General features: G+C 55.6%; 20 protein-coding genes. 16 read left to right on the top strand and 4 right to left on the bottom strand.

Annotated features, from left to right (window positions below; genetic code table 11):
• The first annotated feature begins 239 nt into the window (after positions 1-239).
• The 10 genes from gpmI to SMB34_RS12720 all read left to right on the top strand — a co-directional run bounded on the left by gpmI (position 240) and on the right by SMB34_RS12720 (position 10,578).
• Complete coding sequence (gene gpmI, locus SMB34_RS12765) at positions 240-1,832, top strand: 2,3-bisphosphoglycerate-independent phosphoglycerate mutase (protein WP_037990522.1); 1,593 nt, start codon at positions 240-242, stop codon at positions 1,830-1,832.
• A complete protein-coding gene (locus SMB34_RS12760) occupies positions 1,810-3,159 on the top strand; it encodes a murein hydrolase activator EnvC family protein (RefSeq protein WP_139328116.1) in 1,350 nt (449 codons plus the stop codon). The genes gpmI and SMB34_RS12760 overlap by 23 nt, the downstream gene beginning before the upstream one ends.
• Positions 3,156-4,460, top strand: coding sequence for a S41 family peptidase (locus SMB34_RS12755; protein WP_037990521.1), 1,305 nt, complete (start codon positions 3,156-3,158; stop codon positions 4,458-4,460). Before SMB34_RS12760 ends, SMB34_RS12755 begins: the two co-directional genes overlap by 4 nt.
• A 101-nt stretch (positions 4,461-4,561) precedes the next feature.
• Positions 4,562-6,025, top strand: a complete 1,464-nt coding sequence (locus SMB34_RS12750; RefSeq protein ID WP_037990519.1) for a divergent polysaccharide deacetylase family protein — start codon at positions 4,562-4,564, stop codon at positions 6,023-6,025.
• Between the two features lie 38 nt (positions 6,026-6,063).
• The gene (locus tag SMB34_RS12745; protein WP_084716602.1) at positions 6,064-6,660 is read left to right on the top strand and encodes an RNA pyrophosphohydrolase; all 597 of its coding nucleotides are present in this window, start codon (positions 6,064-6,066) and stop codon (positions 6,658-6,660) included.
• Positions 6,661-6,746: 86 nt separating this feature from the next.
• On the top strand, positions 6,747-6,938 hold the full coding sequence (locus tag SMB34_RS12740) for a hypothetical protein (RefSeq protein ID WP_007089103.1): 192 nt from the start codon (positions 6,747-6,749) through the stop codon (positions 6,936-6,938).
• 75 nt (positions 6,939-7,013) lie between these two features.
• Positions 7,014-7,820 carry a methyltransferase domain-containing protein gene (locus SMB34_RS12735; RefSeq protein ID WP_037990517.1) on the top strand — a complete coding sequence of 269 codons (807 nt, stop codon included), beginning with the start codon at positions 7,014-7,016 and terminating at the stop codon, positions 7,818-7,820.
• Positions 7,821-7,868: 48 nt separating this feature from the next.
• Positions 7,869-8,705 (top strand): alpha/beta fold hydrolase, encoded by an 837-nt coding sequence (locus SMB34_RS12730; protein WP_037990515.1) that lies wholly within the window; start codon positions 7,869-7,871, stop codon positions 8,703-8,705.
• A gap of 82 nt (positions 8,706-8,787) precedes the next feature.
• On the top strand, positions 8,788-9,486 hold the full coding sequence (locus SMB34_RS12725; protein WP_156962679.1) for a hypothetical protein: 699 nt from the start codon (positions 8,788-8,790) through the stop codon (positions 9,484-9,486).
• Positions 9,487-9,603: 117 nt separating this feature from the next.
• Positions 9,604-10,578 (top strand): phytoene/squalene synthase family protein, encoded by a 975-nt coding sequence (locus SMB34_RS12720; RefSeq protein WP_037990511.1) that lies wholly within the window; start codon positions 9,604-9,606, stop codon positions 10,576-10,578.
• A 73-nt stretch (positions 10,579-10,651) separates the two neighbouring features.
• Here SMB34_RS12720 and SMB34_RS12715 read toward each other — a convergent pair whose 3' ends face one another.
• From SMB34_RS12715 to SMB34_RS12700, 4 genes are all read right to left on the bottom strand, one after another.
• Positions 10,652-10,933: a hypothetical protein gene (locus tag SMB34_RS12715; RefSeq protein WP_037990509.1), complete on the bottom strand. Its 282-nt coding sequence runs from the start codon at positions 10,931-10,933 to the stop codon at positions 10,652-10,654.
• 790 nt (positions 10,934-11,723) lie between these two features.
• Positions 11,724-12,917, bottom strand: a complete 1,194-nt coding sequence (locus SMB34_RS12710) for a phosphoglycerate kinase (RefSeq protein WP_037990507.1) — start codon at positions 12,915-12,917, stop codon at positions 11,724-11,726.
• A gap of 175 nt (positions 12,918-13,092) precedes the next feature.
• Entirely contained in the window at positions 13,093-13,938 is an 846-nt protein-coding gene (dapF, locus tag SMB34_RS12705; protein ID WP_037990506.1) for a diaminopimelate epimerase, read from the bottom strand.
• 50 nt (positions 13,939-13,988) lie between these two features.
• On the bottom strand, positions 13,989-14,432 hold the full coding sequence (locus SMB34_RS12700; protein ID WP_051682292.1) for a hypothetical protein: 444 nt from the start codon (positions 14,430-14,432) through the stop codon (positions 13,989-13,991).
• Positions 14,433-14,906: 474 nt separating this feature from the next.
• On the opposite strand from SMB34_RS12700, the gene ccoN reads away from it, so the two are divergent.
• The 6 genes from ccoN to SMB34_RS12675 all read left to right on the top strand — a co-directional run bounded on the left by ccoN (position 14,907) and on the right by SMB34_RS12675 (position 20,479).
• Positions 14,907-16,364, top strand: a complete 1,458-nt coding sequence (ccoN, locus tag SMB34_RS12695; RefSeq protein ID WP_037990692.1) for a cytochrome-c oxidase, cbb3-type subunit I — start codon at positions 14,907-14,909, stop codon at positions 16,362-16,364.
• 14 nt (positions 16,365-16,378) lie between these two features.
• Positions 16,379-17,107, top strand: a complete 729-nt coding sequence (gene ccoO, locus SMB34_RS12690; protein ID WP_007089113.1) for a cytochrome-c oxidase, cbb3-type subunit II — start codon at positions 16,379-16,381, stop codon at positions 17,105-17,107.
• Between the two features lie 16 nt (positions 17,108-17,123).
• Positions 17,124-17,285 (top strand): cbb3-type cytochrome c oxidase subunit 3, encoded by a 162-nt coding sequence (locus SMB34_RS20905; protein WP_007089114.1) that lies wholly within the window; start codon positions 17,124-17,126, stop codon positions 17,283-17,285.
• Positions 17,286-17,300: 15 nt separating this feature from the next.
• Complete coding sequence (ccoP, locus tag SMB34_RS12685; protein WP_037990504.1) at positions 17,301-18,173, top strand: cytochrome-c oxidase, cbb3-type subunit III; 873 nt, start codon at positions 17,301-17,303, stop codon at positions 18,171-18,173.
• A 231-nt stretch (positions 18,174-18,404) separates the two neighbouring features.
• Entirely contained in the window at positions 18,405-19,901 is a 1,497-nt protein-coding gene (gene ccoG / locus SMB34_RS12680; protein ID WP_037990503.1) for a cytochrome c oxidase accessory protein CcoG, read from the top strand.
• A gap of 59 nt (positions 19,902-19,960) precedes the next feature.
• Complete coding sequence (locus SMB34_RS12675) at positions 19,961-20,479, top strand: FixH family protein (RefSeq protein WP_007089117.1); 519 nt, start codon at positions 19,961-19,963, stop codon at positions 20,477-20,479.
• Positions 20,480-20,492 lie beyond the last annotated feature (13 nt).

The raw sequence follows: 20,492 nt of genomic DNA, 5'->3' as shown, positions 1-20,492 counted from the left end.
GGTGATGATCCTTGTCAAAAAGCGACTTTGCAAGCGCACAAAAAATACCCGGTCGGAAGGCTGTTCAATACCGGCATTCATGATAGATTGCGCGTTGAAAATGCTATGATTGGCAGCGTCTGATGGCGGACCCACCGCGCCCGGCGTCTTTGTACGGATGGCAAAATTACCGGAAAATAACCATCTTTACCGGTAATTCAGCCTTTTACCTTATTTCGTGTACTTTACTTCGTGGGATTATGATTGTGACTGTATCAAATACCGTAAAGCGCCCGCGTCCGGTGGTGCTGTGCATTCTGGATGGCTGGGGTTATCGCGAGGAAAGCAAGGACAATGCGGTTGCATTGGCCAATACCCCTGTTTGGGACGCGCTTTATGCCAACAATCCGACCGGCTTTCTGAAAGCCTGCGGTCTTGATGTAGGCCTGCCCGAAGGGCAGATGGGCAATTCCGAAGTCGGCCATATGAATCTTGGTGCCGGCCGGGTTGTGATGCAGGAACTGCCAAAAATTGACGAGGCTGTCAAAACCGGTTCGATCGCCGATACCGATACCGTCAAAAAGGTTATCGCCAAGCTGAAAGAAAGCGGGGGTGTCTGTCATATCGCGGGGCTTCTGTCCGAAGGCGGGGTGCATTCCCATCAGGCCCATATGGCGGCCCTTGCCAAAATCATCGCATCGGCCGGTGTGCAGGTAAAAATCCATGCCTATCTGGATGGCCGCGATACCGCCCCCAAAAGTGCCGCCAAATTCCTTGAAAAATTCCGCGCACTGATCGGTGATGCCAATGTTGAAATCGTAACCGTCACCGGGCGCTATTACGCCATGGACCGCGACAATCGCTGGGAACGCGTCAGCCAAGCCTATTTCACGATGGTAAAGGGCAAGAATTACGCCGATGGCCGCACCGCTGAAAGTGCCGAAGCCGCAATCCGGGCAGCCTATGATGCCGACACCACGGATGAATTCGTTCTGCCGACCGTGATTGGCGATTATGCCGGCATGAAAGACGGCGACGGACTTTTGATGACCAATTTCCGGGCCGACCGCGCGCGTGAAATTCTGGCCGCGATCTGCGCACCGGACTTTGACGGGTTTGACCGTGGCACCCCGATCAGATTTGCCGTGCAGGCCGGTATGGTTGAATATTCATCCGACCATGCAAAATATATGGATGCGATCTATCCGCCGCAGGTGTTGCCAAATATCTTTGGTGAAGTCGTTTCCAGGGCTGGCATGAAGCAGTTGCGCATCGCGGAAACCGAAAAATATCCGCATGTGTCCTTCTTCTTTAACGGCGGCGAAGAACAGGTTTTCGAGGGCGAAGACCGTATTCTGGTGCCATCGCCCAAGGTCGCGACCTATGATTTGCAGCCGGAAATGTCGGCCCCGGAAGTGACCGAAAAGCTGGTGGCGGCGATCAGGGCTGAAACCTATGATGCGATCATTCTGAACTTTGCCAACCCCGACATGGTCGGCCATAGCGGCATTTTGTCCGCCGCTATCAAGGCCGCCGAAGCGGTCGATACCTGCCTTGGGCAGGTTGTTGATGCGGTTAAATCGGTGGGCGGCGTGATGTTCGTTACCGCCGATCACGGGAACTGTGAGATGATGGTGGATCCGGAAACCGGCGAGCCGCACACCGCGCATACGCTTAATCTGGTGCCGACCATTCTGGTGAATGGACCCGAAGGCGCGACACTGGAAAATGGTCGCCTGGCCGACGTGGCACCGACTTTGTTGCAGCTTCTCGGGCTACCGCAACCGGCGGAAATGTCCGGCAAACCGTTGATCAAGGGTTTGAAAGGGAATGATGCGCTTCTTGCGAACTGATCTGCGTTCCAAGACCGCCCTGCCTGCGCTGGCTGTGATTGCAGCCATGATCGCGGGCGGGGCAGCGCCGTCTTTTGCCCAGTCGCTACGCAAGGTCGACAGTCAGCTTGATAAACTTGAAAGCCAGCTGTCAGAGCAGCAAAAGCAGGAAGAATTCCTGGCGCGTAAATCGCGCGAACTCTGGACCGAGGAACAGGCGCTTCAATCCGAAGCCATTTCGGTCGCCAGACGCGCCCAGCGCCTTGAAACAACCCTGACCGATCTTGAAGATCAGCTTGCCGAACTTGAAGTGCGCGAAAAGCGGGCCGCCACCAGCCTTGAAGACAAAGCCGGGCAATATGCCCGCATCCTGATGGCCTTGCAGCGTTTGTCGACCACCCCGCCCGAAGCTGTGATCGCCCTTCCGACCAGCCCGCAGGATACATTGCGGTCAGCCATCCTGTTAAAGGCCGCCCTACCCGGTGTTGAACAGCATGCGCGCGATTTGCGCGCCGAGCTTGAAGAAATTGGCACCCTTCGCGAAGACATCCGAACGCGCCGCAGCGAAATGGCAGCCGCCACCAAAGAATTACAGGCAGAGCGCCAGTCACTGGCCGCCCTGCTTAACGAAAAGCGCAAACTGCGTTCGGAAACCGAGGCCGAGGCCAAAATGGCATCGCGCGCCGTCAATGAACTGGCGACCGAGGCAAAATCATTGGGCGATCTTCTGGAAAGCCTGAAAAAGCGGGCGGAAGGCGTTCCCGAACCCCGCATGAAACCGGAACGCCAGATCGCCAAGCGCACAGAACCCAAACCGGCCCCGGCCCCATCGACAATTGCCAGAAACGAGCCGCCCGCCACCCCTGCGGAAAAAACAGCCCCTGCCAGCAAGGCGCCATCGGCAAATGATGAAGAGCTTTCTGTCGGCAGTTCGATCACGCTGGCACACGGACAATTGCGTATGCCCGCAAGCGGAAAGGTCGTTACATTGTTTGGTGAACGGTCCCGCGGACCGGACGGACTGGCGGTTACACATTCCAAAGGGATCGAGATCGACACACGCCCAAACGCGCAGGTCGTATCGCCCTTTGACGGCAAAGTTGTATTCGCCGGGCCCTTCCGTGGCTATGGCCGCCTCTTGATTATCGAACACGGCGAAGGATACCATAGCCTTATCGCTGGTTTTGATCGGCTCGACAGTGTGGTAGGACAATATCTGTTGGCGGGTGAACCTGTTGGAATAATGGGTGAATTATCGCCTAAACTCTATCTGGAGATGCGCCATGACGGTGAAGCGATCAATCCGCTTCCCTGGCTGGCCTCGAAAAACGGCAAGGTAAGTGGATGAAAACCTCTCGATTGGCAGTATTCGCACTCGCTACCGGCATGACTTTGGGCCTTGCTTCGCCCGCGCTGGCGCAATCTTCACCAACAACATCAGCCGAAACCTATCGGCTGCTGAACCTGTTTGGCGATGTGTTTGAACAGGTGAAATCGAAATATGTCGAAGAAGTCGATGACAAGCAGCTGATCGAAGCAGCCATCAACGGCATGCTGACATCGCTTGATCCACATTCCTCCTATCTGAATATGGATAATTTCGAGGAAATGCAGGTCGATACCCGCGGTGAATTCGGTGGGCTTGGTATCGAAGTCACGATGGAAGAAGGCTTTGTCAAAGTCATTTCCCCGATTTATGACACACCTGCCGAAAAGGCCGGTTTGCAACCCGGTGACTTCATCACCCATATCGATGGCAAACCGATCCGTGGTCTTGGCCTGAACGAAGCGGTTGAAATGATGCGCGGCAAGGTCAATACAGACATTATCCTGACCATCATGCGCAAGGGTGAAACCGCACCGTTTGATGTCACCCTGACCCGGGCCGTGATCAAGATCCAGTCGGTTAGATCCGAAGCAAAGGATGATGTCGGATATATCCGTATCACCAAATTCAACGAGCAGACCTTTAGCGGCCTGCAACGTGCGATCACCGAGTTGCGCGATCAGATCGGCCCGGAAATCAAGGGCCTTGTGATTGACATGCGCAACAATCCTGGTGGGTTGCTCGATCAGGCGATTTCGGTTTCGGACGCCTTCCTTGATAAGGGAGAAATCGTATCAACCCGCCCGCGCGATACCGAAAATACCGAACGTTACAATGCCCGTCCGGGCGATCTTGCCGACGGACTTCCCATGATCGTTCTGATCAATGACGGTTCGGCATCCGCATCCGAAATCGTTGCCGGTGCCCTTCAGGATCACCGCCGCGCGGTCATCATGGGAACACGCAGTTTCGGCAAGGGATCGGTTCAGACAATCCTTCCGATGCCCGGCAATGTGGCACTGCGTCTGACCACGGCACGCTATTACACGCCGTCGGGCAAATCGATCCAGGAAGTCGGCATCGTGCCTGACATCATTGTCCCGCAGGCCCGTGTCGAAAGCATCGAAGCCGCCCAGCGCCGATCCGAAGCCGATCTGAATGGTGCATTGCGCAACGAGGATGAAACCATCAGCAACGCCGAAAGCGATGCCAATGATCGCCGCAATGCTGCCGAGGAAATAGCGCTGGAAGATTATCAGCTGTCCCGTGCACTTGATATGATCCGGGGCATCGCCCTGTTCGCACCCCGCCCGCAAGGGTGAGGTGCGATCCGCAGACCGAAAGAGACTGACCTTTCGTGATCAGGAAACTCATAAAATCCTTACGGTTTGGCCGAAAGAAGGAACGGGATCCTCTTGATGACATGGGCAATCCTGAAACAGATGATGTTTCAGACGCCCTGTCGGACGAGGATCTTCCCTTTAACGAGCTGCCGATCGAGGTTCAGTGGGAACGTCTGCCCAAGCATCCGCCATCACGGCGCTGGTGGCTGTCAAAACTCCTGATCATTGCGCTGTTTTTAAGCCCGATTTCCGCGGCGGGTGTCGGACTTATCCCGATCCTTGATCCTGAAACCGGCTGGCGGCTGTTTCATCTTGGATCACCCAAAACCATCGTCGCCGTTCCCGGGACCGAGCGCGAGCTTCAGGAAGAAATCGCCAAAGGTGTGCGCGACGTCGAAGAACGCACGCGCGCCGAACAGGAAGCACTGGCCAAAGCCGCTAGTGATCCCAACAATCCGCAAAGTGCCGAAGACATCGCCAGACAGCTTGAAGGCGTTTCCGATCTGGTTGGCACCCCCGGTCAGGAGGGCGCAGTGGATGGCACGACAACACCAACCCCGGAAGAACTCGCCGCCCTTGCCGAAGAAGGCGCACTTGATCAGCCGATAGAACCCGATCCCCTGCGCCCGGCTCCGCTTCCTGGTCTGGATGAAGAAGGCAGTTTCGGTCGTATTCCGCGGATTGCCGATGATGGCACGACGCCGTTTGATGCCTATAAACGGCCCTTCGAACGGGTTGAAGGCCAGCCCTATGTCGCGATCATCGTGACCGGTATAGGCCTGAACAGCACCAGAACGAAGGCGGCAATCGAAGATTTGCCACTGAACATTTCGCTGGCGCTTTCGCCCTATGCCAACAATCTGCAACAGGTCGCTGCCGATGCGCGCGCCATGGGCCACGAGATATTCTTGCAGTTGCCGATGGAGCCGATCGACTTCCCGCTATCTGATCCCGGTCCGCGCGCGCTTTTGACCAGCCTGCCGGAAGGGGAAAACCTTGTGCGACTTGAATGGTTGCTCGCACGGTTCCCGGGCTACGCGGGTGTCGTCAGTTATCTTGGGTCGAAGTTCGGAAGCCTCGATAGCGCCATCCGTCCGGTGATCGAATTCGTCGACCGGACCGGTCTTATGTATGTTGAAGGTACCAATTCCGGGTCAGTGAGCCTTGGCGCGCAATTGGCATCGAATGCCGATAGTCCGAATGCCGTTGGCAACATCATGATCGACGAAATTCCAAGTCGCCGACAAATCGACGCCCGGCTTAACGATCTGGTCGAACTGGCAAAAAGCAACGGCGTTGCCGTCGGAATTGCGCAATCCTATCCGGTGACCATACAGCGCCTTCGGAACTGGTCGTCACGACTTGCCCGCCAGGGCGTTCAGCTTGCACCGGTTTCGGCGCTTGCAAAATTGCAGGTCACACCGCAGTCTGCGGACGAGGCGGAAGCCGCCCGGCGTGACGCCGCATTGGCCGAAGAACGCGCCCAAAAGGATGCCGCCCCGTCCGATACTGGTGACGGCGAAAGTGAAACAATCGAAAATTGATGACACCGCCACCGTATGCGGTTTGTCAGGGGGTATTGATGGCGAAGAAATCGGGCGGCAAATCAAAGAAGGCAGCCAAAGCCAGCGATGATCAGAAGGCCGGGGATCAGAAGATAAAAACCGGCAGCACGGACAAATCAACGCTGACCGCAGAAGACCTGCCTTATCGCCCCTGTGTCGGGATCGCACTTTTTAACGACGAGGGACAGGTCTGGATCGGCAACCGGATCGGGTTTGAAGGCGCATGGCAATTGCCACAGGGCGGGATAGATGATGGCGAAACCGCCGAACAGGCAGCGCTTCGCGAATTGTCCGAAGAAATCGGCACCGACAAGGCCGAAATCGTTGCCGAAACGCCCGACTGGCTGACCTATGATTTACCCGATCACCTGATTGGCAAGGCATTTGGCGGCAAGTATCGCGGCCAGAAACAGAAATGGTTTGCCATGCACTTTACGGGTAAGGAAAAACATATCAAAATTGATGTTCCCCATCCTGAATTTGATGCATGGCGCTGGACCGATTTCGGAACTTTGCCCGATCTGATTGTACCGTTCAAAAGACCGGTTTATTTGCAACTTGTCGAAATCTTTCGTGATGTACCTCAAAGAATTCGAAATTTGGGGACGGCATAAGACGCCACGTTATTTCTTGATCAATACGCTCAAATCGATAGATTGCAGAAAATCAAGATACATCAGAAGTTTAGAGGAGTTCTAAGATGGGTGCGGATCGCTTGATCTTCGGTGTTCTGACGATTGTGGTGGGGATTTTCGGCCTGTTCTATGCTTCGGGATCACATGATGGATATTCCTATTTTGTGGGCCTGGCATTGTTCTTTGGCGCGGTGCTGTTCATGTTCGCACTGATCAAGGGACATTATGACCAGCTGGAAAAAGACGGGCATAAATAAGGTCTGCCGCCGAGATATCGGTCGACATCGCCTTTGAGGTTTTCTTTCTGGACCGGGCACGTTATGGATCAGAGTATGAGCAATACACACTGGGATCCTGTTCGTTACGGTCTTTTTGGCGATGAACGTCGCCGCCCGGCAAAAGACCTGATTGCCCGTCTGCCCAAACCGGCGGATGGCTTTTTGCCACTTCACATTGTCGATCTTGGCTGCGGGCCCGGATCCATCACCGCGTTGCTTGATCAGGCGTATCGCACACCGGAAAATCCCGATGTCCAGATTGTCGGGATCGATTCTTCAGCAGAAATGTTGGAAACAGCCGCCAAGCGCGACGAGAATATCGAATGGCAACAGGCCGATATCGCGCAATGGGAACCGGATAGCCCGGTTGATATCCTGTTTTCCAATGCCGCCCTGCAATGGATTCCCGAACATGCCAAACTGTTCCCCCGCCTGACACGGTTTTTGCGTCCCGGCGGGCTGTTGGCCATTCAGGTGCCGAACAATTTCCTGGCACCCAGTCATCAGTTGATTGGCGAAGCCGGAATTGAATGGCGCGATGCGGTTGCCGGGGCGACCCAGCAAATCCGGATCATGCGACCGGGCGACTATTTTGATGTCCTGTCCGCCGATTGCGATGCCATTGACCTGTGGCAGACCCAGTATTGCCATGTCCTGCATGGGGAAGACCCCGTTTTCGACTGGACATCATCGACCGCCTTGCGCCCGGTTCTTGCCGCCCTGCCCGATGATGATGCGCGCGCCGCATTTTGTGAAAAATACAAAACCCGCTTGAAACAGGTCTATCCGCCGCGTGATGATGGCGTCACACTGTTTCCATTCAACCGGTTATTCATGATCGCCCGCAAACGCGACGCATAAATTCGACGCTAAAGTCTCTATTGGCGGGCATTACAAACGGAGCACCCCATGCCCGCCTTTCGTGACCATTTTATTCCCTGTTGCGGCTATGAAATTCATGTCAGGACGTGGGGCGATCCCCAAAAACCAGCCCTTGTCATGAGCCACGGTCTGGCGCGACTGGCCGATGATTTTGATCATGTCGCGCCGCATTTCACTGATGCGTATTTCGTCCTGTGCCCGTCCATGATCGGCCGCGGGCTTTCGGGATGGGCCAAGAATCCCGACCGGGAATATACCCTGCCCTTCTATGTCGCACAGACCTTCGAAATGCTTGAACATTTCAGGATTTCAAGCTGCAAGTGGATCGGAACGTCAATGGGCGGGTTGATCGGGCTTGCCATGACCGCCGAAGCCGCCGGATGGATCGAAAAGCTGGTTTTAAATGACATCGGACCGGAACTTGACACTGCGGCAGTCGCACGGATCAAATCCTATGTCGGGGCCACTCCGGAATTTGAAACGATCCATGATGTCGAAGAAATCGTCAAACTGATCTATGCGCCGTTTGGCATCACCGACGAAGCTACCTGGTCATTTATTTCCGCGCGCTCGGTGCGACGCCTGCCGAACGGAAATTTCATGATGCATTATGATCCCGAAGTCATGCGCGTCTTTGCCGAACATATTGATTCTTTTGATGCATGGGATCAATTCAACGCTATTTCTTGCCCGGTGATGCTGATCAGCGGTGCGAAATCTGATCTGATTCCCCCCGCCATTGTCGAAAAAATGCGGGAACAAAAACCGGAAATGCCGATTTTAACTGTAGCAAATTGCGGACATGCACCCCATTTGAATGACGAGGAACAGATAAAAGCCATCAAGGCGTTCCTTGCCGACTGACAAACCGGGGCCGGAAACATCCAGAATTTGTTTGCACAAGGGGATGTGCACCAGTTGCGATCAGGTTGTCGGAACACGAGATATGCATGTATCAAGTCCAATTGCGTGGTCTGTTGCGATTCTTGCCGTTGCCGCAACAACGGGCGGCTTTTCGCACGCGGCCCGTGCCCAGTCGATCCAGCCCGCCACGCCAGATGAAACCGGTGTGACAATTGGCATGCCCCAGACTGACAGTTCGCCAAATTCACTGGTCCCCGGAATACTGCCCCCCGCGCTGCCTGGCGGGATGAGCAATTATTTCGCCCCTCGTCGAAATCACGGCATTGTCCTGAACAATCCATCCACCGATGGGGAAAGTGACCCATCGCTTCTGTGGTTTGAAATCGACAGCCAGCCAACGACAAACAACGGCATTGCGGCCCAGTTCGGAATTGGCTACGCCCCACGCCCGGATCTGGGCTTTGCCTTTGGCCCGGTTTTCGAACTGAATGGCCCGATCGGGCAAAGCATTGGCACCGACCAACGCAATGATTTTGATGTCACCCCCACGCACCACCCCGGTGGCTTTTACCGCCATAACTTTTCGGGCAATCCCGGCAACCTTTCGGGCACGGATGATGCGGGCATTGCCGCCAGCCTGTCCTATATGCCGTTTCAGGATATCTGGATCGGGTTACATGGTCGATTGACCAGTGATCTTGCCCCTGATCCGAATACCGGTGCGCTTGATCGCTTTGACGCGATGCTGGGTCTGACAGCCGGATATCGCCTGGAATTCTAGGATCAGGCCCCCTTAATTTGGCCGTGATCTTTTAAGAAATGCTCAATTCCCCTTTTGCCTGCCCGAACGAGGCTGTATGACTCCTAGAAGGATCATCAGGAAAAGACGAAACGCCGCATGACAAGAATGCCAGCACCGATAGACGGGCCGAATGCCGATGCCTTTTCCGCCTGCAACGACCTTGCCGCGGCAAAAAATGCCAATCTGTACCGTGCGGCCATGCGCCTTGGCCCGGAACGGCAGCGTTTCTTTCTGGCGGCCTATGCATCGATGCGGGTGATCGACGATATTGTCGATGACGGGTTCCTTGAACTGACCGATCATGAACGCGACTATGCCCGCGAAGACACCCTGATTGCGATTGATCACTGGCAGCAGCAAATCCAGGCTGCCAAGATCGATGCCGATAACCCCCATCCCGAAAGCGGCCCGCTCAGCCAGCAGGTATTTGATGCCCTGCGTCTGACTTTGGGCCGAAGCGACCTGGAAGTTGATCCGTGGGTTGATCTGGCCGATGCATTGCGCCGCGATGTTGCCGAAGACCCGATGGATGAATGGGACGATTTCATCGCCTATTGCGAGGGGGCAACCGCCGCCCCGGCATCGATTTTTGTTTATCTGCTATCGGCACGATTCGATAACGAAATCGGATATACATCCCCTCTGACCAACCCACCGCTTTATCATGCGCGCGACATGGCGATTTTCTGTTACGTGGTGCATATCCTGCGCGACCTTCCAGAGGATATCAAAGGCCCGGACAGGCTGGTGACGATACCAGCCGAAATCCTGATTGCCGCCGATATCACGCTTGGCGAAATCCGCAATGCCATCGGGCAGAAGAAATATGACGAACTGGACCGCCTCGGCACCATTCTGCTGGAACGCGCATGGGAACATTTTGAAACCGGGCAGGCCCGGTCGGCTGAACTTCTGGCGATCCTTGATGCGGAAGAAACCGACACCCTGTCACGCCTGTTTGCCGTCTATATCGAACTGGCCAGTGCGATGATGGATAACGGATATGCGGCGTTCCTGAAGGACCGCGACACAATCATCGCGCAAACCGCCAACAACAGCCTTCCCGGATAACAAAGACCCCGCCGATTGGCGGGGCCCGGGCGATCACATCGCGTGCGGCAAAATCCGTATTCCGCTGAACGAATCAACCGATGACCAAAGCCAGATCGAAGAAGACCAGATCCGTCGCGGCGTTCTGAAAGTCGATGCGGCGGAGTAGGATGGTCTTACCCAAGGTATTAAAAAATATACCTTTTTTGCCGTGCTGAGCTTTTTCCGGGAACTTTTTCCGGGTTTTCGGAAAATAGTTCTTGATTTGTTCTTTGGCTTGTGGCATAAAGATAAAGTCAACAGGACAAATGGGCCCGGAGACAAAACCCGCAAAGCGTGATTCGCTTTTGCGGGTTTTTTGCGTTTCGGGCGGCAAAATCAGGAATGAGACGATGACAGGGCAGCGATCTGACGCGATGACATGGCGGGGGCGGCACCGCCAAAGGGACTTTCATGGCGCTTGGAAAAGTCATTACGGGGGTGGTGCGATCAGGCCGTAAGGCCGTCGGATATTTGCGAAAAACTGTGGTTTATCATGACGGGAGAGTTGTGCCCTTGGGGCAAGGGCGTTTGAACGGGGCAGCGAGAGCCGGGGCCAATTTGGTTCGGTCCAATTCAGCCCGGTCGGTGAAGCGTGACAATGCCGAGAATCAGCGGGCCCGAATTGCGCCCGGATTGGATTGGCACGGGGTCGGCTGGCCCGGTTGCCGGGATTGGCTGGCGGGGATCGGCTGGCAGGATCGGTTGCCAGCGGGCCGATGGATTCGTTTGGAGATGCCGAAAGGCCGGTCATCATGGGCGGGACGTGTGCCTGCCATGCAGCAACGCTGTTGCCCTTGGGGTGAGTTGCGTTTCGGGCGTCAACCGAGAGCGACGGGTGTTTGTTCGGGGTAGCGGGGTCCGGGGCGTGGTCCGTCCGGTCGGTGGCGTTTGGCGATACCGGGGGCAGCGGGGGGTGGTTGGCTTTGTCTGAGCTGGAGTGGCTTGGCGGTTGATCAAAATCGTCATGCCGGGCGAAGCGGAGTGCAGACCCGGAATCCATGGCCCATTGAAAGAGACGGGATTCCCGCCGTCGTGGTTTATTTCGGATGATTGGGAATGCTTTGTCAGCAGCAAGACCCCGCCGATTGGCGGGGTCTTGCATTTAACAATCAGCAGTTTGCGGATCAGCCACGCAGGGCTGCAACGCCCGGCAATTCCTTGCCTTCAAGCCATTCAAGGAAGGCACCGCCCGCAGTTGAGACATAGGAGAAATCCTGATCGGCATCGGCGTGACGCAGGGCCGCAACCGTATCGCCACCACCCGCGACCGACAGAAGTTTACCAGCCTTGGTCAGTTTTGCCGCCTGCCGGGCGACGGAAACGGTTGCCGTGTCGAACGGTGCAATTTCAAACGCACCCAGCGGACCGTTCCAGACCAGCGTTTCACAGGACTCGAGACGTTTGTTCAGATCGACAATGGTTTTCGGCCCGGCATCAAGGATCATGCCATCGGCATCAACATCGTTGATGTCAGATACGGTGTGATCGGCATGCGCTTTGAATTCCCTGGCGACCAGACCATCGACCGGCAGAACGATTTCGCAATTGGCGGCTTTAGCCTTGGCAAAAATTTCGCGCGCCGTTGCCAGAAGGTCGTGTTCGCACAGCGACTTGCCAACATTTACACCCTTGGCCGCAAGGAAGGTATTGGCCATGCCGCCACCGATCACCAGTTGATCAACCTTGGCGACCAGATTGCCAAGCAGATCCAGTTTGGTTGAAATCTTGGCACCGCCGACGATTGCCATCACCGGATGTTTCGGCGCTTCAAGCGCATTGCCAAGGGCTTCAAGTTCCGCCTGCATCAGACGACCGGCATAGGCCGGAAGTTTGTGGGCCAGCCCCTCGGTCGAGGCATGGGCACGGTGCGCGCACGAAAACGCATCATTGACGTAAATGTCGCCAAGCTTTGCCAGTTCGGCGACAAAGGCCGGATCGTTCTTTTCCTCTGCGGCGTGGTAACGAAGGTTTTCCAGAACCGCGATTTCGCCGTCCTTAAGGCTGTTCACGACGTCTGCGGCGGCCGCACCAATGCAATCATCGGCGAATTTCACCGGACGCCCAAGCTGCTTGGCCAGCGCATCGGCAACCGGTTTAAGCGACATTTCAGCAATGCGTTCGCCCTTGGGACGGCCAAAATGGGTGATCACGACAAGTTTCGCACCGGCATCCGCCAGTTCGATCAACCCCGGAACCGTCCGTTCGATGCGGGTGGTATCACCCACAACGCCGTCTTTCATTGGAACGTTAAGATCAGCGCGCAGCAAAACGCGCTTGCCAGCGACATTGACACCGTCAAGCGTATTGAAGTCAGCCATTATCTGAACCTGCTTTTGAGTTTCACAGAAGACGGGAGGGGGCGTCCCGACATGGGTTGAACGAAGAACCCGTTTGCGCCCTTTTGCCCGACGAACAGGCATTGTGCAACCGGGGAAACCATTCAGAACGATACCGACCCATCAGGCTACCTGCGGGTCGGCACCAGAAATTCAATCAATGCTGTCCCAGAAGGGATCCGTGCAAAAAGCCCGAGAAACTGGTCGCGACCGGCCCGGTCATCAGAACATGATCGTCGGGCAGCCATTCGATGGTCAGCGGACCACCATCCAGAATGATTTCGGTTTTCCGCCCCGTCAAACCGCGGCGCGCAGCGGCAACACCGGCCGCACAGGCACCCGTACCACAGGCCCGCGTCACCCCCACACCACGTTCCCAGACCCGCATGCGAATCCGGTCTTCGCCAATGATGCTGCAAACCTCAATATTGGCCCGTTCGGGGAACATTTCATGATGTTCAAGGACAGGGCCAAGCTTTTCGATATCAATCGACTCGGCATCGTCAACAAAGAACACCGCATGCGGATTGCCGACATTGACCCCGACCGCATCCGACAAACCGCCCAAGGACAGCGGAATATGGTTGGTATCAACCGCCTGACCCAGCGGGATATCGCGCCAGTCCAGCTTGACCTGCCCCATATCGACGGTGACACGACCATCGGCCAGACCATTGGCATCAAGCAATCCGACGACGGTCTGGATAATGACATCCCTGCGGCCAAGTTCGCCCATGACGATGCTCGCCACACAGCGCGTGGCATTGCCACAGGCCTGGACCTCGCCCCCGTCATTGTTGCGAATGCGCATGAAGGCATCGGCAAGATCATCGCGGGCGGGTTCGATCACGATCAGCTGATCACAACCGACTCCGGTTTTGCGGTCGGCGATGCGGGCCGCGGTTGCGTTATCAAGATCAAGCACGGCGGGATCGCGTCGTCCGTCAAAGACAACGAAATCATTTCCCAGACCATGCATTTTGACAAAAGGAATACCGTTCATAACCGCCTTATAACGGTGTCAGCGGATATCGTCCACCAAAGTCAGCGCCGTCAATGCTGGGCAGCCGGGGCACAATAACGGATTTTGCGCGGCACAAAGCCGGCCCCGCTGAAATAGTCGCGCAGGCGTTCTTCCATTTCACCGACCGAAACATGAACCGCCGCACAATGATGATCCAGAACCAGCCGGTTCATCGCGTCGCGCATCGCATCAAGCACATAGGGTCGTGAAACAATCTCGACGGCCATGATGTTGTCGACATGCAGGACAAGTCCCTCGGACATGTCGTCACGCACCTGATAGGAAAACAGACCGTGGATATACCCCCGTTCATTGGCAATCACGATGATGCCACGCGGGCGTTGCCAAAGGATATCGTCGCATCCGGCCCCGATCATGCTATTGGCGCGATCAGTGCAGAATTCGGCAACAAATTCACGCCAGCGCTCAAACGTAAGACCGGTCTGCATCATCTGCACGAGCGGAAAAGTCATATCCGCCGTGTGATGTGTTAGGGGTCTTGCCTGATAGGTTGTTGACATGATTGCTACTCTTCCCACGATTTTCAGCAATCATGGCGCAAAGATTTCGTGTTGACCTTGACCTGTATCAACACCTTTACAGACCCAAACGCGCATAAACACGCTTAGCAATCAATTGTCCCGCAATGCGGGCGAGCTTTGTCTTGAGATTGAGGGGTTCCGCGGTTTTACGAGCCAATATTGACGTGGATCAATGGCGCGTAAGGCTTCAACCCGCATAATCACCTGACAATCGAAAGCCTCGTCCGTTTTGCATGTGATGCTGCCAAAAGCGCATCACGGCAGCGGTGGGGCTTTTGGTGCAGGTGGCAAGGGAATGACATGTGTCGCACCCGGTCACCGCCGGGACTGATGGAGTTGACCGATCGGATTGGGGACAACTCACCCGAACACCTTGAACGGGAGTCAAGCATGAGCCAGGGGAGCATGGCACAGACAGCATCAACGCCAGTTGCTGTTAATTATAATATGGACGTTGTGCGCTGGGGCGCACTGGCGACCGTATTTTGGGGCGTCGTCGGATTTCTGGCGGGCGATTTCATCGCCTGGCAGCTCGCATTTCCGGCGCTTAATTTCGATAATGAATTTCTGAATTTCGGTCGCCTGCGGCCGTTGCATACTTCGGCGGTGATTTTTGCCTTTGGCGGTAACGCCCTTCTGGCAACGTCGTTCTATGTCGTGCAACGGACCTGTCGCACGCCGCTTTATGGCGGCAAGGCGCTTCCGGCATTCGTTTTCTGGGGCTATCAGCTGTTCATCGTCATGGCCGCACTCGGCTATGTGATGGGGGTTACCCAGGGTCGCGAATATGCCGAACCGGAATGGTTTGTTGATATCTGGATCACCGTGGTGTGGGTTGCGTATCTGGCGATGTTCGTCGGAACCCTGCTGAAGCGTCATGAGCCGCATATCTATGTCGCGAACTGGTTCTATCTGGCCTTCATCGTGACGATCGCAATGCTGCATCTGGGCAACAACCTGGCGATTCCGGTTTCCTTCATGGGGACCAAATCCTACTCGCTGTTCTCGGGTGTGCAGGATGCGCTGACGCAGTGGTGGTATGGCCATAACGCGGTGGGCTTCTTCCTGACGGCCGGCTTCCTTGGGATGATGTACTATTTCATTCCGAAACGTGCCGAACGTCCGGTTTATTCCTATCGCCTGTCGATCATTCACTTCTGGGCGCTGATCTTCCTTTATATCTGGGCTGGTCCGCACCACCTGCACTACACGGCCCTTCCTGACTGGGCGCAGACCCTTGGCATGACCTTCTCGATCATGTTGTGGATGCCGTCCTGGGGCGGGATGATCAACGGCCTGATGACGCTTTCGGGTGCCTGGGACAAACTGCGTACCGACCCGGTCCTGCGCTTCATGGTTGCTGCCGTCGGTTTCTATGGCATGTCGACCTTCGAAGGCCCGGTGATGTCGATCAAGGCCGTCAACGGCCTGTCGCACTATACCGACTGGACCATCGGACATGTTCATTCCGGCGCGCTTGGCTGGGTGGCTTTCGTTTCCTTCGGTGCGATCTATCACCTGATCCCGGTCCTGTGGCATCGTGAACGCCTCTATTCGATGCGTCTGGTTGCCTATCACTTCTGGCTGGGTACCATCGGTATCGTTCTTTACATCACGTCGATGTGGGTTTCGGGGATCATGCAGGGCCTGATGTGGCGTGCCTACGACGATCTTGGCTTCCTGCAGTATTCCTTCATCGAAACCGTTGAAGCAATGCACCCCTACTACATCATTCGTGCAACCGGTGGCCTGCTCTTCCTGCTCGGATCGCTGATCATGGTCTGGAACGTCTACAAGACGATCAAGGGTGATCTGCGTCGCGAAGCACCGATCGGCACACCTGCTACCGTAGCAGCCGAATAAGGGGGATGTGAAAAATGCTTCTGAAAAAACACCACATTGTTGAGAAGAACGTCTTTGTTCTCATCCTCGGGATTTTCCTGACCATCATCATCGGTGGTATTGTCGAAATCGTGCCGTTGTTCACGATGGAACAGACCATCGAGAAGGTCGAAGGGGTCCGTCCCTATTCACCGCTCGAACAGGCGGGTCGCAACATCTATCTCCGCGAAGGGTGCTATAACTGCCATTCCCAGCAGATCCGTCCGTTCCGTGACGAGGTCGAACGTTATGGCCATTACAGCCTTGCCGCGGAATCGATGTATGACCATCCGTTCCAGTGGGGATCGAAACGTACCGGACCGGACCTTGCCCGCGTTGGTGCCAAATATTCCAACGACTGGCATGTTGCCCACCTGAAAGATCCGCGCTCTGTCGTGCCGGAATCGATCATGCCGGGCTATCCGTTCCTGGCGGAACGCGAATTGAAGTTCGATGACGCCCAGGCCCATCTTGAAACGCTTAAAATGGTTGGTGTTCCTTATACCGACGAGCAGATCGAGAATGCCAAGGCCGACCTGTATCTGCAGGCGATGGCGGACGAGGATTACGATGAACTCCTTGCACGTTATCCGAATGCGGCAACCGGTGACTTTGACGGAAACCCCGCGAAACTGACCGAAATGGATGCGCTGGTCGCGTATCTGCAGGTCCTGGGTCGCATGGTCGATTTCACCACCTACAACCCGCAACTGAACCTGCGCTAAGGCGAAGGGGAACGTCATGGAATTCTTTACGCAACTCGCTGACTTTTTCCGACCCTTGTGGGGTCTGTGGCTGATGCTGCTTTTCGGGGCGATCATTGCCTGGGTCATGTGGCCCAGCAAAAAGCGCCGGAAAGACATGGAAGAGCATGCCCGGATTCCGTTTCGGGATGAGGAATAGGGGGAGAACCGAGCTATGTCGACACATGTCGAAAAAGACCAGGTTTCGGGTCACGAAACCACCGGTCATGAATGGGATGGCATCAAAGAGCTGAATACACCGCTGCCATCCTGGTGGGTCTATGTTTTCTGGGCCACAATCGTCTGGTCGGTCGGTTATTGGGTGGTTTATCCGTCCTGGCCGACGGCAACGAGCTACCTTACCGGTATGTTCGAAACCACCAACCGGACCCAACTGCATGAAACCATGGCCAATGTTGCCGCCGAACGCGCACCGTATATGGAGCGTCTGGCAGCACTGGATCTGGATGAAATCGTTAATGACAGCGAATTGCTGAACTTCTCGATGGCAGGTGGCAAGGCCGTGTTTGCAGAAAACTGCGCACCGTGTCATGGCACCGGCGGTTCGGGCAACCCGGGCTTCCCATCCCTTCAGGACGATGACTGGCTGTGGGGTGGTTCGCTTGAAACCATCAATGAAACGCTGCATGTCGGTATCCGCTGGGATGCCAATGATGATACGCGTTTCAACGATATGCCCGCCTTTGGTCGTGACGAGATACTGGAACGCGATGGCATCAATGATGTTGTTCAGTATGTCCTGTCCTTTAACGGACGCGAAACCGACAAGGCCGCAGCAACCCGCGGCATGGAAGTCTTCGCTGATAACTGCGCATCCTGTCATGGCGAAGACGCCAAGGGTGTTCAGGAATTGGGGGCACCGAACCTGACGGATGCGATCTGGCTGTATGGTGGCGATGCCGCAACCATTACCGAAACCGTGACCAATTCGCGTGGCGGCGTCATGCCGGCATGGGGTGGTCGTCTTGACGAAGAAACCATCAAGATGCTGACGGTTTATGTCCACTCGCTTGGTGGCGGTCAGTAACCTTTAAAATCTTCTGCCCGCCGCACCTTTATACACTGTGATCTGATCAAAAATTGATTTGTGTCATGGTGGGGTGCGGCGGGTTTTTCGTATGTTGGCACTGCAATTTGAATAATCCTAATCCGACATGGCATGCCGCATGCCATGTTGTGCACCATGCAGATAACTGGTGGCCCCAAAGCCACAAGAGAGCAGTTATCGGCGATGCGGCCCAACAGTCAGGTAGCGACAATGGCCATGCCCCATTTGCAACAGCCCGATCCCGCACATCCGATCCCGCAAAACGATACACTGCCGGAAGATGACCGCGACCAGCCACTTTATAAAACCCGCGACAAGGTCTATCCGAAACGGGTCTCGGGCCGTTTCCGTAACCTGAAATGGTTTGCACTGGTCGCTCTGCTTGCCATTTACTGGATTGTTCCCTGGCTGCGCTGGGACCGCGGACCTTCGGCACCGGATCAGGCCGTGCTGATCGACATGGATCTTGGCCGCGCCTATTTCTTCTTTATCGAGATCTGGCCGCAGGAAGTCTATTACATCACCGGCCTTCTGATCCTTGCGGCGATCGGTCTGTTTCTGGCAACGTCGCTGTTTGGCCGTATCTGGTGCGGTTATGGCTGTCCGCAAACGGTGTGGACAGATCTTTTCATGCTGGTCGAACGTCATATCCAGGGGGATCGCAATGCGCGCATGCGCCTGGACAAATCGCCCTGGACCTTCGAAAAAATCTGGAAAATCGGCGCAACCCATCTTTCATGGCTGGTGATTGCCGCGGCAACCGGCGGTGCGTTTGTGCTTTATTTCCACGATGCGCCGACGGTCATGGTCGATATCTTTACCGGCGATGCGTCACTGGGTGTTTATGTCACCATCGCGTTCCTGACTTTTTCGACCTATCTGCTGGCCGGGTGGGCGCGCGAACAGGTTTGCACCTATATGTGCCCTTGGCCGCGTTTCCAGTCGGCGATGCTTGATGACGAGTCGATGATCGTCACCTATGAAGGCTGGCGCGGCGAACCGCGTGGTCCGATCAAGCGCAAGAACCTTGTTCGCGGCGAAGTCCCGGAAGTCGGCCACTGCATTGATTGCTATGCCTGCTTTAACGTCTGTCCGACGGGGATCGATATCCGTAACGGATTGCAGATGGAATGCATCGGCTGTGGCCTGTGTATCGATGCGTGTAACGAAATGATGGACAAGGTCGGCTTCCCGCGGGATCTGGTCCGGTTTGATTCGGTGCAAAACAGCCAGTTGCGTGCGCATGGCAAGGCGACAAAAATCCGCATTGTCCGGCCGCGTACCGTTTTCTATTCGATCATCGTGATGCTGGTCGCAGGCGTGATGGCCTTTGGCCTGTTCAATCGCACGACACTTGAAGTCAACGTTTTGCGGGATCGCAACCCGATATTCGTCCGACTGTCCGATGGTGATGTCCGAAATGGCTACACCTTAAAGGTCCTGAACAAGGAACAGGCTGCCAAAACCTATATCCTTACAATCGAAGGGCTTGTTGCCACCGATTTTCAGGTTATCGGTCTGACACCTAACCAGGATGGCACGTTCAGCCTGGATGTTGCCCCGGACCGCGTTGGCAGTTTCCGTGTCTTTGTTGCGGCCGATCCAGAAGCACTGGATGGCGAAGCCACACCGTTCGAGTTCAGCGTGACCGATCCAAAGGACAATATTCGCGAAACTTATGATACCGTATTTGCCGGACCGAAATAACCGCCACCCGCCTGAAGATCCGGCCACCGACCCTATTGCGCCGGACAGGAGATAGAAAGATGACGACCCAGACCACAACCTCACCATCCTCTGTTGCGGGTCCGCGCAAATCGGATCGCCTGATCCCGTGGTACTTTGTTGGCGGTTTCGCGATCATGCTGATCGCCAACATCTCGCTGATCACGTTTTCAATGACAAGCTGGAACGGGCTTGTCACCAAACACGCCTTCGAAGAAGGCAACAATTATAACGCCGCAATGTCGGGCGCGCAGCGTCAGGCCGAATTGGGATGGCGCAGCAAACTGTCGGTCGAGGGGCTGATCAATCAGTCTGCGACGGTTACTGTCCTGTTCCGGGATCGCGATTCCCAACCGATCAGCGGTGCCAAAATGGAAATCGTTTTGCGGCGGTCGGACCGTGACGATCTTGACCAGACCGTGCGAATGGCGGAAATCGCGCCCGGGGAATATCGGGCAAGTGCCGCGTTCCCGGTTTATGGCCGTTGGGAAATCCGGACCATTGCGCACGCCCTTGGTGATGATTATCAGACTGTCGAGACCGTTGTCGTAAAACCATGACCCCCCAAACCAC

The organism is Thalassospira permensis NBRC 106175 (assembly GCF_000714555.1).
GTDB lineage: Bacteria > Pseudomonadota > Alphaproteobacteria > Rhodospirillales > Thalassospiraceae > Thalassospira > Thalassospira xiamenensis.
This window is presented reverse-complemented; position numbering and strand designations above follow the sequence as displayed.

Excerpts from the sequence above, each read along its gene's own strand:
- gpmI (WP_037990522.1), top strand. The coding sequence starts at position 240 with ATGATTGTGACTGTATCAAATACCGTAAAGCGCCCGCGTCCGGTGGTG.
- SMB34_RS12760 (WP_139328116.1), top strand. The coding sequence starts at position 1,810 with ATGATGCGCTTCTTGCGAACTGATCTGCGTTCCAAGACCGCCCTGCCT.
- SMB34_RS12755 (WP_037990521.1), top strand. The coding sequence starts at position 3,156 with ATGAAAACCTCTCGATTGGCAGTATTCGCACTCGCTACCGGCATGACT.
- SMB34_RS12750 (WP_037990519.1), top strand. The coding sequence starts at position 4,562 with ATGGGCAATCCTGAAACAGATGATGTTTCAGACGCCCTGTCGGACGAG.
- SMB34_RS12745 (WP_084716602.1), top strand. The coding sequence starts at position 6,064 with ATGGCGAAGAAATCGGGCGGCAAATCAAAGAAGGCAGCCAAAGCCAGC.
- SMB34_RS12740 (WP_007089103.1), top strand. The coding sequence starts at position 6,747 with ATGGGTGCGGATCGCTTGATCTTCGGTGTTCTGACGATTGTGGTGGGG.
- SMB34_RS12735 (WP_037990517.1), top strand. The coding sequence starts at position 7,014 with ATGAGCAATACACACTGGGATCCTGTTCGTTACGGTCTTTTTGGCGAT.
- SMB34_RS12730 (WP_037990515.1), top strand. The coding sequence starts at position 7,869 with ATGCCCGCCTTTCGTGACCATTTTATTCCCTGTTGCGGCTATGAAATT.
- SMB34_RS12725 (WP_156962679.1), top strand. The coding sequence starts at position 8,788 with ATGCATGTATCAAGTCCAATTGCGTGGTCTGTTGCGATTCTTGCCGTT.
- SMB34_RS12720 (WP_037990511.1), top strand. The coding sequence starts at position 9,604 with ATGACAAGAATGCCAGCACCGATAGACGGGCCGAATGCCGATGCCTTT.
- SMB34_RS12710 (WP_037990507.1), bottom strand. The coding sequence starts at position 12,917 with ATGGCTGACTTCAATACGCTTGACGGTGTCAATGTCGCTGGCAAGCGC.
- dapF (WP_037990506.1), bottom strand. The coding sequence starts at position 13,938 with ATGAACGGTATTCCTTTTGTCAAAATGCATGGTCTGGGAAATGATTTC.
- SMB34_RS12700 (WP_051682292.1), bottom strand. The coding sequence starts at position 14,432 with ATGACTTTTCCGCTCGTGCAGATGATGCAGACCGGTCTTACGTTTGAG.
- ccoN (WP_037990692.1), top strand. The coding sequence starts at position 14,907 with ATGGCACAGACAGCATCAACGCCAGTTGCTGTTAATTATAATATGGAC.
- ccoO (WP_007089113.1), top strand. The coding sequence starts at position 16,379 with ATGCTTCTGAAAAAACACCACATTGTTGAGAAGAACGTCTTTGTTCTC.
- SMB34_RS20905 (WP_007089114.1), top strand. The coding sequence starts at position 17,124 with ATGGAATTCTTTACGCAACTCGCTGACTTTTTCCGACCCTTGTGGGGT.
- ccoP (WP_037990504.1), top strand. The coding sequence starts at position 17,301 with ATGTCGACACATGTCGAAAAAGACCAGGTTTCGGGTCACGAAACCACC.
- ccoG (WP_037990503.1), top strand. The coding sequence starts at position 18,405 with ATGGCCATGCCCCATTTGCAACAGCCCGATCCCGCACATCCGATCCCG.
- SMB34_RS12675 (WP_007089117.1), top strand. The coding sequence starts at position 19,961 with ATGACGACCCAGACCACAACCTCACCATCCTCTGTTGCGGGTCCGCGC.